Consider the following 16906-nt stretch of genomic DNA (forward strand, 5'->3'; position numbering starts at 1 on the left):
CTTTTTCATTCCGCCTTCGGTTCGATCACGCGCATCAGTCCCTCCTGCGCGGTAGAGGCGATCAGCTGGCCATCGCGCGTGAAGAACAGGCCGCGCCCAAAGCCCCGCGCATCGCCCGACCACGGCGAATCAAGTGCATAGAGCACCCAGTCATCGATCCGCGCATCGGCATGGAACCAGATCGCGTGATCCAGGCTGGCCGCCCGAAAGCCGCCGCGCCACCAGGCCCGGCCATGCACCGCCATCGGCGCCGATAGCAGCCCGTAATCCGAGATATAGGCAAGCACGAGCCGGTGCATCGCCGGATCGGCGGGCAGCGGCGCCTTCATCCGGAACCAGAAATAGGCATGGCCGCGATCGTTCAACCTGCCGTCGGGCGAAATGGGCGGCATGCGGATTTCATAGGAACGGTTGCGGCGGAACGCGGCCATCGCCTTGATCGGACGGCCCAGGCGGTTCATCACCTCTTCCTCGGTCTCCAGATCCTCGGGCATGCGCACGTCGGGCATAGGCATCTGGTGCGACAGACCGTCTTCTTGCCGGTGGAACGAGGCGGTGAGGTTCAGGATCGGCACCCCGTTCTGCGCCGCGATCACGCGGCGGTTCGAAAAGCTGCCGCCGTCGAAATCGCGCGCGACCGAAAACTCGATGCGATAGTTCTCGTCCCCGCCGCGCAGGAAATAGGCGTGGAGCGAATGGGGGCGGCGTGACGGGTCGACCGTGTTCTGCGCAGCGGCCAGCGCCTGCGCGACGACCTGTCCGCCATAGATGCGTCCTACTCCGCCGGGCTTGCGATGGCCCAGGAAATGGTTGTCGGTCTGCTGGTCCAGGGTCAGCAGGCGCACGGTGGCGGCGATCTTTTCCTCGTCGCTCATCGTGTCGGGCAGGGGGTTCTCGTCGTCTTCCATGCTGTGCGCATGGCCCCGCACGGCCTGTCCGTCAATTCCCGCACATGCGAAGAAGCCCCGCCCGCGCGTCGGCGGACGGGGTTCTGCGGGCCAGGAAAGGATCAGCCCGCCAGCGCCGCCAGCAGCAGCAGGGCGACGATATTCGTGATCTTGATCATCGGGTTCACGGCAGGGCCCGCCGTGTCCTTGTAGGGATCGCCCACCGTGTCGCCGGTCACCGCCGCCTTGTGGGCTTCGCTGCCCTTGCCGCCGTGATTGCCGTCCTCGATATATTTCTTCGCATTGTCCCATGCGCCGCCGCCGCTGGTCATCGACAGCGCCACGAACAGCCCGCTCACGATCACGCCCAGCAGCAATGCGCCCAGCGCGGCAAAGCCGTTCTGCTGGCCCGCGACGAGGGTGATGACGAAATAGACCGCCACCGGGGTCAGCACGGGAAGCAGCGAGGGAACGATCATCTCCTTGATTGCGGCCTTGGTGACGAGATCGACGGTCCTGGCATAATCGGGCTTGGACGTGCCTGCCATGATGCCGGGATCGGCGGAGAACTGATCGCGCACGTCCTTGACCACGTCGCCCGCCGCGCGGCCCACCGCGGTCATGCCCATCGCGCCGAACAGATAGGGCAGCAGCGCGCCCAGCAGCAGGCCGACGATGACATAGGGGTTTTCAAGGCTGAAATCGACGTCGAGGTTCGGGAAATAATGCGTCAGGTCGGTCGTATAGGCCGCAAACAGCACCAGCGCGGCCAGCCCCGCCGAACCGATCGCATAGCCCTTGGTCACGGCCTTGGTGGTGTTGCCCACCGCGTCCAGCGCATCGGTCTTTTCGCGCACCGCGTCGTCCAGCCCCGCCATTTCGGCAATCCCGCCCGCATTGTCGGTGACGGGCCCGTATGCGTCCAGCGCCACCACCATGCCCGCCAGCGCCAGCATCGCGGTCGCCGCATAGGCGATGCCGATCAGGCCAGCCAGCTGATAGGCGATGATGATGCCCGCCACGATCACCAGCGTGGGCAGAGCGGTCGCTTCGAGGCTGATCGCAAGGCCCTGGATCACATTGGTGCCGTGGCCGGTCTCCGACGCCTTGGCGATCGAGCGGACCGGGCGGAAATTGGTGCCGGTGTAATATTCGGTGATCCAGATGATAAGGCCGGTGATGACCAGCCCCAGCATCGAGCACCAGAACAGATCCCAGCCGGTAAAGCGCGTGATCTGGGCCGACAGCCCTTCCTCGGCGAGATTGCTGCCGTCGACGATCTGCACGACATCGCCGACGGGTTCGCCGCCGATCAGCATGCCCATGTCGCCCAGTGCCAGCTGCATCATGAACCATATCGCGGGAACCGACAGCGCCGCGGTGACGAGGAAGCCCTTGTACATCGCGCCCATGATGTTGGTGCCCCCTCCCAGTCGCACCGCATAGGTGCCGACGATGGAGGTCAGGATACAGGCCCCGCCGATCAGCAACGGCAGCACCATCAGATTGCCCAGCAGCGTGCCCGCCGTATCGGCCAGCAGCAGCGCGGTCAGCACCATGGTCGCGCCGACGGTGACGACATAGGTCTCGAACAGATCGGCGGCCATGCCCGCGCAGTCGCCGACATTGTCGCCCACGTTGTCGGCGATCACCGCGGGGTTGCGGGGATCGTCCTCCGGAATACCGGCCTCGACCTTGCCGACGAGGTCCGCGCCCACGTCCGCAGCCTTGGTGAAGATGCCGCCGCCCAGCCGCGCGAAGATCGAGATCAGCGAAGCACCGAAGGCGAGCGCGACCAGAGCGTCGATCACCGTGCGGTCCTCTCCGCCTATGCCATATCCAGCGATGGCGGTCAGATACCAGTAGAACACCGCGATCGCGAGCAGGGCCAAGCCCGCCACCAGCATGCCGGTGATCGCGCCCGCGCGGAACGCCAGCGTCAGTCCCTCCTGCAGGCCCTTTTGCGCCGCCGCCGCCGTGCGCACGTTCGACCGGACCGAGATATTCATGCCGATGAAGCCCGCCACGCCCGACAGCACCGCGCCGATCACGAAGCCGATGGCGCTGATCGCGCCAAGGAACAGGCCGACGATCACCGCGACGATCCCGCCGACGATGGCGATGGTGGTATATTGCCGCTTCAGATAGGCCTGCGCGCCTTCCTGGATCGCGCCCGCGATTTCCTGCATGCGCGCGGTCCCGGCGTCCGCGCCGAGTACTTGTCTGCTGGTGACGAATCCATAGACGATGGCCAGAAGGCCAAGTGCAATCGCGATCGTGACAAGACTCACTTCGCTTCCCCTCCAATAATGATCGCGCCCTTTTCGGGCGTCATGGAGTGGAGGCTACACGCTAATCGGTCCCGCGCAAGCAGGCATTGTTCATGCGGCGGAAAGCTTACGGAGCGCGGGCCGCAAGATCAGATGCCGTGTCGATAACCCAGCGGCTGGCCTGCCAGCGGCGGCGATCCGTCCAGCAGCAGCGGGTGCGCGCCGCGCGGCAGCACGCTGCCGATGCGGGCCGCGTCGACGGGGCAAGCCGCGCCTTCGGGCAGGGTGAACAGCAGTTCGTAGTCGTCCCCCCAGCTCAACGCCTCGCGCCTGCGGCGGCCCAGGGCGGGGTGAATGGGGACAAGGCGAGTCTCGATGGCGAAGGTCGTGCCGCTGGCATCGGCCATGCGCGATGCATCCAGCAGCAGCCCGTCGGACAGGTCCATCATCGCGCCGACCACCGGGGCGAGCGCCTGCCCTTCGGCAAGACGGGGGACCGGACGGCGATAGGGGGCGGTCAGCGCGTGGTCGTCGCTGCCCGCCTGCACCGCCTCGAACCCGGCGAGCGCGGCGCCGCACCGGCCGGTGACCCACAATGACTGACCCGCCGTGGCATCGGCGCGGGAGGGCGGCGGATCGCGCCGCGGCTGGCCCAGCGCGGTCAGGCCGATGACCTTGGGCGCATCGGGGAAAGGGGCGGAAACCGTATCGCCGCCCAGCAGCGGCGCATCGAACGCGGCCAGCGCCTCGCCAAGCCCCGCGAGGAAACGCGTGTTCCAGGCCTCGTCGCCCAGCATGAAGCTCAACAACAGGCCGACGGGGCGGCAGGTCTTCGCGGCAAGGTCGGACAGGTTCGACGCGACCAGCTTCCACGCGACATCGGCGGGGTCCTGACCGGCAAGCCAGTGCACGCCCTCGACCATGGTGTCGTGAGTGGCGACCAGAGCGCCAGAGGCGTGCAGGACCGCTGCGTCGTCGGTCAGCCCGCGCGCGCCGGGATCGTGCGCCAGAGCGCGGAGGGCGGCGATGAAGCTTTCTTCGCCTGAAGGTCCGCTACCGCTCAGGCGCGGACGTCCCTGGCGATGGCGTCGAGCAGGCCGTTCACGAATTTCGCCTCGCGCGGTTCGAAGAAGGCGTGGGCGACATCGACATATTCGGTGATCGCCGCCGCCTTGGGCACGTCGGGCCGGGCCAGCAGCTCATAGGTACCGCAGCGCAGGATCTGCACCATGGTCTTGTCCAGCCGCGCCAGCGACCAGCCCTGTGCCAGCCTGTCGCTGACCATCACGTCGATCTCGTCCCGGCGGGCATCGACGCCCTTTACCAGATCGTCGAAAAAGGCGACCTCGGCATCGGCATATTGCTCGTCCTCGATCTTTTTGCCCAGCCGGTGCTGGTGGAATTCGTCGAGCAGGCGCGCAAGCTGCGTCCTTTCCATGTCCATCTGGTACAGCGCCTGCACCGCGGCGAGGCGGGCGGCGGAGCGGGATTGCGATTTGGCTGTCATGGCTTGGTCCAGTCCGGTCCCAGATAGTCGCGCTTGCCGATCGGAACGCCCAGCTGGCGCAGGATGTCATAGGCAGTGGCGGCGTGGAAATAGAAATTGGGGATGGAGAACGAGAGCAGGAAGTTCTGCCCCGTGAAAGGCACGACGAACTTGTCGCCCATGCGGAACTCCATCGCGGCGGTGCCCACGGTTTCCATGTCGGCTTCGCTCACTGCGGACAGTTCCTGCCGTGCGTCCGCCAGCATCGCGCGCATCGCGGCAAAACCGCGCGGCGGCTCGCTGCGGTCGGGCGAGAATACGCCTGCGCGGATGCCCGCGAGGGCGCCGACCGAATGGACGACAGTCGATTTCACCTGATAGGCGAAGTCCAGCATGTCGGACGTGATGCGCGCGCAGCAGACATCCTCCTCGCTGCGCCCATGCTCGGCGCACCATGTCTCGGCCTTGCCGATCAGGTGCTCCATGTTGGCGAGCATGCGCAGGAAGCCGGGAATGGTGGCGGCGTGAAGGGACAGGGTCATTTCGCGTTTCCTTGCAGACGCAGCGATATCGAGCGGGCGTGGGCGTAAAGCCCCTCCGCCTCCGCCAGAGCGACGGCGGCGGGGCCAATGGCGGCCAGCGCGGCCTCGTCCAGCTCGATGAAGCTGGTGCGCTTCATGAAGTCGAGCACCGACAGTCCGCTGGCGAAACGCGCGCGGCGGCCGGTGGGCAGGACGTGGTTCGGCCCCGCGACGTAATCGCCGACCGCCTCGGGCGCATGGCGGCCGATGAAGACGCTGCCCGCATGCCGGATCGCTTCCAGCATCGGTTCGGGATCGGCAACGGCCAGTTCGACATGCTCTGCCGCCAGCGCGTTGGCGAGCGCCGGCGCTTCGTCCAGCGAGGCGACCTCTATGATGACGCCGTGGTCGCGCCAGCTGGCTTCGGCCACGCGGCGGGTCGGCAATTGCGCGAGTTCGACGCCGACCGCATCGGCGACCCTGTCGGCGAAGTCGTTGTCGTCGGTGATCAGGATCGATTGCGCCATCGGATCATGCTCGGCCTGGCTGAGCAGGTCGGCGGCGATGTGGCGCGCGCGATTGTCCTTGTCCGCGATGACCAGGATCTCGCTCGGCCCCGCGACCATGTCGATGCCCACGGTGCCGTAGAGCTGGCGCTTCGCCTCTGCCACCCAGGCATTGCCAGGGCCGGTGACGACGTCGACCGGCGCTATGCGTTTTGTCCCGTGGGCCAGCGCGGCGATCGCCTGCGCGCCGCCGATGCGCCAGATCTCGTCCACTTCGGCAAGATGGGCGGCGGCCAGCACCAGGTCGTTGATCTGCCCGCCGGGGGTGGGGGTGGCGATCACCAATCGTTCGACGCCTGCCACGCGCGCCGGAATCGCATTCATCAGCAGCGATGAGGGGTAGGCCGCGCGTCCGCCCGGAACATACAGCCCCGCCGCATCGACCGGCCGCCAGATCGCGCCCAGCCGCACGCCCTGATCGTCGCGGTAGTCGCGGCGCGCGGGCAATTGGTCGCGGTGATAGGCGGCGATGCGGTCCGCCGCGGTTTCCAGCGCCTGCCGCAATTCGGGGGCGAGCGCATGGAACGCCGCCTCGCAAGCGTCCTTCGATATGCGCCAGTCGTCCTCGCCCGCGGGGGTCCATTTGTCGAAGCGCGCGGTGTAGTCGGCCAGCGCCGCGTCGCCGTCGGCCTTTACCCGGTCGATGATATTGGCGACGTCGCGGCTGACGTCGTCATCCGCCTCGCGCCGGTCGGCGACGATGCGGGCGAAGGCCTTGGCAAAGCCGGGGTCGCTGGATTTCAGGCGCTTCATTCAGGCGGCCCCGACGGTTTCTGGCATCGGCTGTGCTGCCAAGGCGCGGAACTTGTCGATCAGCGGGCCAAGCCGCGCGCTATCGGTCTTGAGAGCGGCACGGTTGACGATCAGCCGTGCCGATACGGGCAGCAGTTCGGCGGTTTCGACCAGCCCGTTTTCCTTGAGCGTCTTGCCGGTGGAGACGAGGTCGACGATCCGGTTGGCAAGGCCCAGCATCGGCGCAAGCTCCATCGCGCCGTTCAGCTTGACGCATTCGGCCTGTATTCCGCGCGCCTCGAACCAGCGGCGGGTGAGATTGGGATATTTGGTCGCGACCCGCAGATGGCTGGTGCTGCGAAGTTCGGTCGGCGGCGCGTCCTTGGGCTCCGCGATGGAGAGGCGGCAATGGCCGATGCCCAGGTCCACCGGCGCATAGAGGTCGGCATAGTCGAACTCCTCGATCACGTCCGAACCGACGATCCCCGCCTGCGCAGCCCCATGCGCGACGAAGGTGGCGACGTCGAAGGCGCGCACCCGGATCAGGCGGATCGACGGATCCTCGCACGCGAAGGACAGCGAGCGGTTCTTCTTGTCGTGGAAGCCCGCCTCGGGCACGATTCCGGCCTGCGCCATCACGGGCAGGGCTTCGTCGAGGATGCGCCCCTTGGGCACGGCGAAGGTGAGCGGCTGGGTCATGACAGCCGCGACTTAGGCGCGCAGGCTGCGGCTGGCAATGGGCGTTACCCTTGGGTGCAGCCCAGAAACCGGTCCATGGCCGCATTGACCGCATCCGCGCGTTCCCAGACGACGAAATGGCCCGCATCCTCGATCCGCTCGACGGTCAGGTCGGTGACGTGGTCGCCCAGCCGGTCGAGATTGGCGGGGCGCAGCGCATGGTCCTCCATGCCCCAGACGACCAGCGTGGGGATCGTGACCGGCGGCACATTGATAGGCCTTGCATCCGCGGGCACGGCAAAGGGGGCGTCCATCGGCAGGACATCGATGGTGGACGCGCGGTACCAGTTGATCATGCCCAGCGCGCTGTCCGGATCGGACCAGTCCTGCAGCAGCGCGGCCTGTTCCTCCGGCTCCGGCTGGGTCGACGATCCGCGGTCGGGGAAGGCCTTGGCAAGCAGCGGCAGCAAGCCGCCCTCTCGGATTAGCGGATCGTTGGCCGTGTCGCGGAAAATGCGGATATATTGCGACGCCGCGCGCTGGTCGCGGTCGGTGTAGAAAAGGCGCTGCATCACCGCGGGATGCGGCGCATTGGCGATGATCGCGCGCGTCACGCGGCCCGCATGGGGTCCCGGCGACGAGGGCTGGCCCGCCATCGCCACGCCCCACGCGATCGCGCCGCCCCAGTCGTGGCCGACCACGGTGAACTCCGTCACGCCCAGCGCATCGGCCAGCGCGAAGACGTCGCCGATCAGCAGTTCGGCGCGGTAATTCTCGGGCCCGCGCGGTCTGGACGATCGGCGATAGCCGCGCTGGTCGGGCGCGATGCAGCGATAGCGATCGGCGAAATGCGGGAACTGATGCCGCCAGGTGCGATGTGATTCCGGAAAGCCGTGCAGGAACAGCAGGGCGGGGGCGTCCTGCGGCCCCTCGTCACGAACCTGCAATTCGATATTTTTGCCCAGATCCACCGTTTTCATGCGTCAGCCCCATACCCGGTCTTCTTTCAGGGATAGCTGACAGTCTTTGGCTGGTCCGGCAAGGGGATGAATTCCTTGTCGTCGCCCGGCACCTTGGCGAACTTGCCCGCGCGCCAGTCTTCCTTGGCCTGGTTGATCCGGTCGCGTGATGACGACACGAAGTTCCACCATACATGGCGGCGGGTCATCGCCTCGCCTCCCATCAGCACGACGCGCGCCCCTTTTTCGGACCGCAGGGTCATGGCGCGGCCAGGGCGCAATACGGCCAGCTTGAACATGTCCAGCCGCTCGCCATCCACCTCGGCTTCGCCCTCGACCAGCAGCAGCGCGCGTTCGTCGGTCTCCGCCTCGATCGGCATCGCGCCGCCGGGGGCGAGGATGATGTCGGCATTGATCGTGGCGGCATGGCAGGTTGTCGGCGCGGTCGCGCCCCACAGGTTGCCCATGATCACGCGGGCTTTTGCGCATGTATCCTCGACGATGGGCAGGTCGTCTGCAGAAACGCTTTCGAAGCCTGCGTCGATCTCTTCCTTCGCTTCGGGCAGGGCAAGCCATGTCTGCGTGCCGAAAATCCTGCCGCCCGCTTCGCGCTCCGCCTGGGGGGAGCGTTCGGAATGGACGATCCCGCTGCCCGCGGTCATCAGGTTCACCGCGCCGGGACGGATCGTGGCGAAGCTGCCCAGCGAATCGCGGTGGTCGATCGCGCCCTGCATCAGATAGGTGACGGTCGACAGGCCGATATGCGGGTGGGGGCGCACGTCCATGCCGTTGCCGATGTCATATTGCGCGGGGCCGAACTGGTCGATGAAGACGAAGGGTCCGACCATGCGGCACTTGGCCTGCGGCACCGCGCGGCGCACTTCGAAGGCGCCCAGATCGTGGCTGACAGGATCGACCGTAAGGGCGATGGCGGTTTCGGGGTTTAACTCGCTCATGCTGCGTCCAGCTCCGGATAATGGCGGAAGATGCCGTCCTCGTTGAAGCCCTGGCACCGGTCCGATGCACGATAGGCCGCGATGGCGGGCAAATCCACGAAGGCATCGCGCAGCGCGTACAGCTTTGGATAATCCGACTTCACTGCTGCCATGCGCCTTGGGAACATGTAATGGAGCCCGTCGATCAGCAGCGCGAGCGAGCTGTCGACATGGGTCCATTTCCCGCCCAGCACGAAGGGCCCGTCATTAAGTGCGGCGGCGCGTTCGAAATGGCCGAGGAACTTGGGGATCCGGTCCTCGCGGAACTGCGCGGCGGTGCGCTTCGCCTCGTCCTTCTGGTCGGCGTAATAGGCGCCGCTGCCGACCGGGTGATGCACGTTGTGTACCTCGGCCACGATATCGGTGATCGTCAGCTGCAGCTGGATCAGGCCAAGGTCGGTCTGCGGGTCATCGCCGCCCAGCCCGTGCCGGTCGGCCAGCCATGTGAGTATATGCGCCACCTGTGCCACCGCGACATCGCCATCGACCAGATAGGGCGGGGCGAAGGGCGCGAAGCCGCCGCCTTCCTCGCGCTTCTCCATGTCGGACAGCAGCGCTTCCACCCCGTCGTCGCGGGCGGGCTCGCTATAGGGGATCTCCGCGGCTTCCAGCGCCATGCGAACGAACTCGCCGCGTCCGGGCAGGCCCGGCCAGTAATACAGACGATAAGCCATCATGCATTCTCCGGAAGCGGTTCGGCGGGGGCCAGCGCCTTGATCGCGAAGGCATGGACCCGCTGGCCGGGAATGTCGCCTAGCGCGGCCAGCACCTTGCGCTGGCGCTGCAGACGGGAGACGCCCTCGAACGCGTCGGCGCGGATGATGACAGAGAAATGCGATTCGCCGCTGCCGTCGTCGCCCGCATGGCCCGAATGCATCGCGCTGTCGTTCGACACGACCAGCGTTTCGGGATGGAAAGCATCGGTCAGAAGCTGGCGGATTTCGCCTTCGATCGGTCCGGAATCGGGCATGGGCTGGCTTTCGTGTGAAGTGCGGGGGGTTCCATTTGGGGCGCGCTGCCATCATCTCAAGGGCAATGAAGCACGACAGGTTCCACGGACGATTCGAGAATGAGGGGCGCGCATGCGATGCGCCGGGTTGCCGCGAGGCAGGCGAATTCCGCGCGCCGGGCCGCCGCGCATCGGGATTCGACGGGCCGGGCGACTGGCGCTGGTTCTGCCTTGAACACGTGCGCGCGTTCAACGCGGGCTATGATTTCTTCGAAGGGATGAGTGCGGACGAGATTCTGGACGCGCAGTCGCCTGCCTATGGCTGGGGCGCAGGGTCGCCGAAGGGGCGCAACGCGTTTTCCGCCACCGCGGGCGTCGACGGCGTGCCGCGCTGGGCCGATTTCGACGATCCGCTCGACGCGATTTCCGCCCGCGCGCGCAATATCAAGAGCCGGGCGCGGCAAGGCTGGGAGCGCGAGGCAAGGGCGCGCGATGTCGGCCTGTCGGGCGCGGACCGCGATGCGATGGACGTGCTGGGCCTGTCCTATGACGCGGACCGGCCAGCGCTGCGCCGCCGCTATTCGGAACTGGTGCGGCGCTATCACCCGGACCGCAACGGCGGCGACCGCAGTCACGAACAGCGGCTGCAGAACGTGGTCGACGCCTATCAGCACCTGAAAAAGGCGCGGCAGTTCGGCTAGGGCCGCCGGGGGGCGTCAGCCGTCCTGCTGCGATTCCTGCTGCGCCTGGGCGATCAGCGCATTGTGCGCGTCCTTCGCCGCGCGATAGGCGTCGTGCGCGCGAAATCGTTCGGCATAGGCGGCAAAGGCGGGGCGATCCGGCAGCGTGCCGAACACCAGCCCCCAGTCCACCGCAGAGCCGACATAGACGTCCGCCATGGTAAAGCGCTCTCCGCACACGAAATCGTGATCGGCCAGCCACCATTCCAGCGTGTCGACGGTGCGCTCGTAGCTGCCGAACCCGGCCATGCCCTCGCGCCCCTCGGGCACTTCCCAGCCCATCGCGCGCGCGGTGGTCGCCTGTTCCAGCGGGCCCGCGGCAAAGAACAGCCAGCGGAAATAGGCGCCCCGTTCGCGCGGTGTCGGCAGCAGTGTCTGGCCCGGAGCGACCTCTGCCAGATAATGGCAGATCGCGGGCGCCTCGCTGATCGTGACATCGCCGTCCGCCGCGTGGTGGATGATGGTCGGGATCTTGCCCATCGGGTTCGCGTCCAGCAGCGCCTGCGGCTTGGCGTTCCAGTCCACCGGCACAGTCTCGAAAGCGACACCCGCCTCGCGCAGCGCCCAGTGGACGATCTGGCTGCGGCTCATCGGGTTATGGAAGAAGCTTATTTCGGCCACGCGTCAGTCCTTCCTGGGGGCGAGGAGGCCGAAGATCGTGCCTTCCGGATCATGCGCCATGATGATGACTTCGTCGCCGGGGACGTCTTCCGGGCCGAAGATCACGCTGCCACCGTTCGCTTCGACCGCGGACCGGGCGCTTTCGATATCGGGCACGCGGAAATAGAATCGCCAGCAGGGCGCGCTTCCCGCCATCGCGGCCATCGCGGCACCGATGGTCCGCTCGCCGGCCTTGAGGAAGACGTAATCGCCCATTTCCGGACCCATGCTCATCCGCTCGTCCGTGTCATAGCCGAAGATCTCGCGGTAGAAGCCGAGCGCGGCGTCGAGGTCGGGGGTGATCAGCTCGTTCCAGCCGCAGCGGCCGTCATGGCTGCCCTCCGCAGCGAACACCTGGCTTTCTATATCGGGGCTATCGATATCGGGGCTGTCCATGTCGGGAAGGCCGCGCATGACGTAGAAAGCTATTCCCTGGGGGTCGGTGACGAACGCCATGCGGCCCGCGCCCTCGATATCGAAAGGCGCCATCAGCACGCTGCCGCCGCGCTGCGCAATGCGCGCGGCGGCGGCGTCGACATCCTCCACGCAAAAATAGGTCACCCACAACGGGCGCGCGCCGCCCGCCAGCATCTCGGGCGTCAATTGCATCGCGCCGCCCACGAAATCATATTCGCCTTCGGCGTGCCTGATGAAGCGATAGGCAGCGGGACCGCCCGTGCCCCCGTCCATCCCCGCATCCATCCCTGCGTCCGTGAAGCGCCAGCCGAGCACCGCCGCGTAGAACGGCTCGGTCACCGCCGAGTCGCGGGTCAGCAATTCGTACCAGATCGGCTCTCCGGACAGGTTGGCCATCGTCCTCTCCTTTCAGTGCTGGTGGTGTGAATGTCTCACGCGGTTTGCATCCGCGGGGCGAAGCGCTCGTCGAAACCGGCAAGCTGGTCGGCCAGCGCCTGCCGGAAGGCGGGGCGGTCGGTGCCGCGCACCAGATAGCCTGCCAGCACCGGGTGATCGCCCAGCGTATCCATCGATTCGCTGCTGCGCAGGACCGAGACCATGGCAATGTCCGCGATCGAGAACTCGCCGGCCAGCCATTCGCGCGCACCCAGCGCAGTCGCAACCGCCCTGTGCCGCCGGTCGAGGTTCTTCAGCGCATCCGCCCGGCGCAGCCTCGCCCATTCCTCGCCGGCGTGGAAGATCTCGATGGCGGCAAGCTCGTTCTGCACCGGCTCGACGCTGTTATAGGCGGCAAACAGCCATGACAGCGCAGTGGCGCGCGCCTGTCCCGTGGCGGGCAGCAGCCTGCCGGTCCGTTCCGCCAGATGCAGCAGGATCGCGCCGCTTTCGAACAGATGGATGTCCCTGTCGCGCAGCACCGGCACCTGGCCGAAAGGCTGCTCGCTGCGCCAGTTCGCGGGCTTTTCGACCGCACTGATCAACCGCTCGCGATAGGGAAGTCCGGTTTCCTCGCAGAACCAGCGGGCGCGCAGGTCGCGCACGAAACCGCGGGCAAAGGGTGGGACCCAGTTGTAGCCGGTGATCTCGATCGGGGCATCGGGTGCGATGGGCATGTCTATCCTCCATCCCGGTGCCGCTTCGCGCTTCTGCTGGCGAATCGGCGGCGACCTTGGCTTGCGAAGCGTGCCTTTACAGGTTACGAAAAGCAACCATGGAGTTTCAAAACAAAAGTAATGGAGGAAAGGGTCTGGCTGCACCCGCCCACGGGCGCTGGTACCAGGACGCTTGTGCCGCCAGCTTTGCCTTCGAATTGATCGGCGAGCGCTGGTCGCTGCATGTCATGCGCGAACTGATGCTGGGACCGCGGCGATTTTCCGACATTCGCGCCGCGCTGCCCGGAATCAGCGCCAAGGTGCTGACCGAGCGGCTCGCGCGGCTGGAGGAACTGGGCGTGCTGACTCGCCGCAGGCTGCCGCCGCCCGCCGCCGTGCAGGTCTACGAACTGACCGAATGGGGCTATATGGCCGAGCCGATGATGCAGGAACTGGGCCGCTGGTCGGTGCGCTCGCCGCTGCACGATCCGGCGCTGCCGCTGACGGCGGTGTCCGCCATGCTGTCGCTGCGCACGATGATCGATCCGCAAAGGGCGGCGGGGCTGGCGGCGCGGATCGGATTCGCCCTTGGGGACGACCGCTTCATGGCCAAACTGGCGGACGGGTCGCTTGCGATCCGCCGCGCCGACGGTCTGGAGGGCGCGCAGGCGATCTTCCGCGCGCCTGAAGCAGGCGCGATCCTGCCGCTGTTCTACGGCAAGCGCGATCCGGACGAAGTTGCGACAGCGACCGGTCTGACGATCGAGGGCGACCGCGATCTGGCCCTGCGGTTCGCCGGAATTTTCGCACTGCCGCCCAAGATTGCCCCTTCGGGCGGCGGCGGCGGGCACTAATCGCGGTTGCAGCAAGCGCCCGCCCCGTATAACCGAGTGGCGCGATGAACGAGATGATCCAGAACACCAACAGCCACGAAACGCTGATGCAGGCGCCCGATACCGAAGTCGACGTGCGCGACACCTTCGGCATCGATATCGACATGAAGGTGCCCGCCTTTTCCCGGGCGGACGAGCGTGTGCCCGATACTGACGCATCCTATGTGTTCGATCCGGACACCACGCTGGCGATCCTTGCAGGCTTTGCCCATAATCGCCGCGTCATGGTGCAGGGCTATCACGGCACCGGCAAGTCGACCCATATCGAACAGGTCGCCGCGCGCCTGAACTGGCCCTGCGTGCGGATCAACCTCGACGCGCATATCAGCCGCATCGACCTGGTCGGGCGCGATGCCATCGTGCTGCGCGACGGACTGCAGGTGACCGAATTCCGCGAAGGGCTGCTGCCCTGGGCGCTGCAGACCCCGACCGCGCTGGTGTTCGACGAATATGACGCGGGCCGCCCGGACGTGATGTTCGTGATCCAGCGCGTGCTGGAAACCGCGGGCAAGCTGACGCTGCTGGACCAGAACCGCGTGATTCGGCCCAACCCCTGGTTCCGCCTGTTCGCCACCGCCAACACGGTGGGGCTAGGCGATACCAGCGGGCTGTATCACGGCACGCAGGCGATCAACCAGGGCCAGATGGACCGCTGGAACATCGTCGTCGGCCTGAACTATCTCCCCGAAGAGACCGAGGTGAACATCGTGCATGCCAAGGTGCCGACGATGGAAACCGGCACGCTGGCCAAGATGGTCCGCACCGCCGACCTGACGCGGCAGGGCTTCATGAACGGCGACATCTCCACGGTGATGAGCCCGCGCACGGTAATCAGCTGGGCGCAGAACGCGCAGATCTTCGGCGATCTGGGCTTTGCCTTTCGCCTGTCGTTCCTGAACAAGTGCGACGAGACGGAGCGCATGCTGGTGGCCGAATATTACCAGCGGGTGTTCGGCGTGGACCTGCCCGAAAGCGTCGTCGGCCGCGCCTGAGCGGCGCTGCGAACCGGCGAATCCGCTCGATGAACGGCACTTGCGCGTGCGCGCAGGGGGCCTAGCCTTTGGCGGGTGATGCCGGTTCAACATCCTGTCGACTATCCGCCACCGCTCATCGCCGCGAAAGATCGCGGCTGCTAGTGCCCCGCCCGTGAAGAACCGTGATTTCCTTTCCCAGGCCCGCGAACTGCTCGCCACTTCGCGCCGCAATCGCGGTGCGGAGCCCGATGCGCTGGACGAGGACTGGTACCGGACCGATGCCGACCTGGAGCTCGACGGGCTGGACGGCGACGATTCGCTGCCCCGACCGCGCGGGCCGTCGCTGGCCGGGCGCGCGGGGATGGGCTGCCTGTGGCTGCTGGCGCTGCCGTTCCGGCTGGCCTGGGCCTTCATCAAGTGGCTGGCGATCGGATCGGTCGTGGCGGTGCTGGCGATTATAGTCTGGCTGGCGCTGACCAAGCCGGTCGAACGCACGCTTGAACCGCATGGCGATCCCTATGTGCTGGTCAGCCAGAAGGGCGAGCCCATCGCGCGCGGCGGCGACGTGGTGCTGGCCCCGGTCGAGGCGGAACTGCTGCCCGACCACGTGGTGAATGCCTTCATCGCGACAGAGGACCGCCGGTTTTATTCGCACTGGGGCATCGATCCGCGCGGCATGGCGCGCGCCTTCGTGTCGAACCTGTTTTCGGGCACGCGGCAGGGCGGATCCACGATTACCATGCAGCTCGCCAAGGTGACCTATTTCACCCACGACCAGACGATGGGCCGCAAGCTGCTGGAAATGCCCACCGCGCTGTGGCTGGAGGCATGGCTGACCAAGGACGAGATCCTTGAGCGTTACCTGTCGAAGATCTATTTCGGCGATCGCAGCTATGGCATCCGTGCGGCTTCCCTGCGCTATTTCGACAAGGCGCCCGAGGCGCTGACCCCGGCCGAGGCAATGGTGCTGGCGGGCCTGCCCAAGGCGCCCAGCAATTACGCGCCCAGCTTCCACCCCGAGGCTGCGCGGCAGCGGGCGTCGGTGGTGAAGCGCGCGATGATCGATGCGGGCTATCTCACGCCCGCCGAGGCGCGCTCCATCGGTCCCGCGACCTTCCGCCTGACGCGTGAGCGCGACCTGCCGCGCTATGCCCATTTCACCAACTGGATCCGCCAGGAAGCCGAAGCGCAGGGCTATGACGCCGATGCGCGGATCATCCCGACCACGCTGGACGTAGACGTCCAGCGCGCGGCAGAGGCTGCGGTGAAGGCGGTCGACGTGGGCGATGCGCAGGTCGCCATCGTCGCGATGCGGCCGGACGGGGCGGTGCTGGCGATGGTGGGGTCCAAGGATTACAACGAGAACCAGTTCAATCACGCGCTGGCCGGGCGGCAGCCGGGATCGACCTTCAAGATCTTCGTCTGGCTGGCCGCGCTGCAATCGGGGATGACGCCCGAGACAATGGTGGCCGATACGCCGCTGGCGGGCGGGCCGCGCAATTCGGGCGGCAAGTACGAAGGCAATATCACGCTGGAACGCGCCTTCACCAAGTCCAGCAATGTCGCGGCGACCCGGCTCTACGAGGGTATCGGCGGTGAGGCGGTGGTCGATCTGGCCCGGCGTTTCGGCATCTCGGCGCAGCTGGATCCCAACGACACTTCGGTCCCGCTGGGCACGGCGGACGTCTCGCTGCTTGAGCTGACGGCGGCCTATGCGGGCGTGGCGCGCGGCGAATATCCGGTGGTGCCCTATGCGGTGATCGATGCCGACGGGCAGTGGATCGACCATTCGGGCGAATATACGCTGGACCCGCGCGTGCGCCGCCAGATGGCCGACATGCTGCGCGAGACGATCAACGGCGGCACGGGCCGGGCGGCGAGGCTGGCGATCCCCAATTTCGGCAAGACCGGTACCAGTCAGCAGAACCGCAATGCGGTTTTCGTCGGCTGGGCGGGCGGCATCGTCGCGGGCGTGTGGGTCTATGCCGAGGCGGACGACACCGACCGCACTGGCCTGTCGGGCGGCGACGCCCCGGCCCGCATCTGGAAGGCTTTCATGCAGCGCGCTGTGCCGGGGGCCTGAATCCC

The 16906-nt window shown here is 66.8% G+C and carries 18 protein-coding genes; 4 read left to right on the forward strand and 14 right to left on the reverse strand.

Annotated elements, in window-relative coordinates:
- Positions 1-5 precede the first annotated feature (5 nt).
- The 11 genes from A9D14_RS01680 to A9D14_RS01730 form a co-directional block, all read right to left on the reverse strand.
- Positions 6-908: an acyl-CoA thioesterase gene (locus A9D14_RS01680; protein WP_066842398.1), complete on the reverse strand. Its 903-nt coding sequence runs from the start codon at positions 906-908 to the stop codon at positions 6-8.
- A 101-nt stretch (positions 909-1009) separates the two neighbouring features.
- Positions 1010-3178, reverse strand: coding sequence for a sodium-translocating pyrophosphatase (locus A9D14_RS01685; protein ID WP_066842400.1), 2169 nt, complete (start codon positions 3176-3178; stop codon positions 1010-1012).
- A gap of 128 nt (positions 3179-3306) precedes the next feature.
- On the reverse strand, positions 3307-4221 hold the full coding sequence (gene thiL, locus A9D14_RS01690; RefSeq protein ID WP_066842401.1) for a thiamine-phosphate kinase: 915 nt from the start codon (positions 4219-4221) through the stop codon (positions 3307-3309).
- Positions 4218-4664 carry a transcription antitermination factor NusB gene (gene nusB / locus A9D14_RS01695; RefSeq protein WP_066842402.1) on the reverse strand — a complete coding sequence of 149 codons (447 nt, stop codon included), beginning with the start codon at positions 4662-4664 and terminating at the stop codon, positions 4218-4220. The genes thiL and nusB overlap by 4 nt, the downstream gene beginning before the upstream one ends.
- Entirely contained in the window at positions 4661-5185 is a 525-nt protein-coding gene (locus A9D14_RS01700) for a DUF1993 domain-containing protein (protein WP_066842403.1), read from the reverse strand. Before A9D14_RS01700 ends, nusB begins: the two co-directional genes overlap by 4 nt.
- A complete protein-coding gene (hisD, locus tag A9D14_RS01705) occupies positions 5182-6483 on the reverse strand; it encodes a histidinol dehydrogenase (RefSeq protein ID WP_066842405.1) in 1302 nt (433 codons plus the stop codon). Before hisD ends, A9D14_RS01700 begins: the two co-directional genes overlap by 4 nt.
- Positions 6484-7161 carry an ATP phosphoribosyltransferase gene (hisG, locus tag A9D14_RS01710; protein ID WP_066842407.1) on the reverse strand — a complete coding sequence of 226 codons (678 nt, stop codon included), beginning with the start codon at positions 7159-7161 and terminating at the stop codon, positions 6484-6486. It abuts the gene before it with no gap.
- A 44-nt stretch (positions 7162-7205) separates the two neighbouring features.
- Positions 7206-8120, reverse strand: coding sequence for an alpha/beta fold hydrolase (locus A9D14_RS01715; protein ID WP_066842409.1), 915 nt, complete (start codon positions 8118-8120; stop codon positions 7206-7208).
- Between the two features lie 26 nt (positions 8121-8146).
- Positions 8147-9055 (reverse strand): pirin family protein, encoded by a 909-nt coding sequence (locus A9D14_RS01720; RefSeq protein ID WP_066842411.1) that lies wholly within the window; start codon positions 9053-9055, stop codon positions 8147-8149.
- A complete protein-coding gene (locus A9D14_RS01725) occupies positions 9052-9771 on the reverse strand; it encodes a glutathione S-transferase (protein ID WP_332459775.1) in 720 nt (239 codons plus the stop codon). Before A9D14_RS01725 ends, A9D14_RS01720 begins: the two co-directional genes overlap by 4 nt.
- Positions 9768-10064 (reverse strand): BolA family protein, encoded by a 297-nt coding sequence (locus A9D14_RS01730; RefSeq protein ID WP_066842415.1) that lies wholly within the window; start codon positions 10062-10064, stop codon positions 9768-9770. The genes A9D14_RS01725 and A9D14_RS01730 overlap by 4 nt, the downstream gene beginning before the upstream one ends.
- 65 nt (positions 10065-10129) lie before the next feature.
- Here A9D14_RS01730 and A9D14_RS01735 point away from each other — a divergent pair, with 65 nt between their 5' ends.
- Positions 10130-10744 (forward strand): J domain-containing protein, encoded by a 615-nt coding sequence (locus A9D14_RS01735; RefSeq protein WP_066842417.1) that lies wholly within the window; start codon positions 10130-10132, stop codon positions 10742-10744.
- A 15-nt stretch (positions 10745-10759) separates the two neighbouring features.
- Here the strand turns inward: A9D14_RS01735 and A9D14_RS01740 are convergent, their stop codons facing one another.
- The 3 genes from A9D14_RS01740 to A9D14_RS01750 are packed head-to-tail and all read right to left on the reverse strand — an operon-like array spanning position 10760 to position 12972.
- On the reverse strand, positions 10760-11404 hold the full coding sequence (locus tag A9D14_RS01740) for a glutathione S-transferase family protein (protein WP_066842419.1): 645 nt from the start codon (positions 11402-11404) through the stop codon (positions 10760-10762).
- Between the two features lie 3 nt (positions 11405-11407).
- Entirely contained in the window at positions 11408-12256 is an 849-nt protein-coding gene (locus A9D14_RS01745; RefSeq protein ID WP_066842421.1) for a VOC family protein, read from the reverse strand.
- A gap of 35 nt (positions 12257-12291) precedes the next feature.
- A complete protein-coding gene (locus A9D14_RS01750) occupies positions 12292-12972 on the reverse strand; it encodes a glutathione S-transferase family protein (RefSeq protein ID WP_066842423.1) in 681 nt (226 codons plus the stop codon).
- A 98-nt stretch (positions 12973-13070) separates the two neighbouring features.
- Here A9D14_RS01750 and A9D14_RS01755 point away from each other — a divergent pair, with 98 nt between their 5' ends.
- The 3 genes from A9D14_RS01755 to A9D14_RS01765 all read left to right on the forward strand — a co-directional run bounded on the left by A9D14_RS01755 (position 13071) and on the right by A9D14_RS01765 (position 16901).
- Positions 13071-13805: a winged helix-turn-helix transcriptional regulator gene (locus A9D14_RS01755; RefSeq protein WP_066842427.1), complete on the forward strand. Its 735-nt coding sequence runs from the start codon at positions 13071-13073 to the stop codon at positions 13803-13805.
- Between the two features lie 53 nt (positions 13806-13858).
- Positions 13859-14836, forward strand: a complete 978-nt coding sequence (gene cobS / locus A9D14_RS01760) for a cobaltochelatase subunit CobS (RefSeq protein WP_083987965.1) — start codon at positions 13859-13861, stop codon at positions 14834-14836.
- Between the two features lie 154 nt (positions 14837-14990).
- Complete coding sequence (locus A9D14_RS01765; protein ID WP_066842431.1) at positions 14991-16901, forward strand: transglycosylase domain-containing protein; 1911 nt, start codon at positions 14991-14993, stop codon at positions 16899-16901.
- The last annotated feature ends 5 nt before the right edge of the window (positions 16902-16906 follow it).

Source organism: Croceicoccus marinus, assembly GCF_001661675.2.
Classification (GTDB): Bacteria; Pseudomonadota; Alphaproteobacteria; order Sphingomonadales; family Sphingomonadaceae; genus Croceicoccus; species Croceicoccus marinus.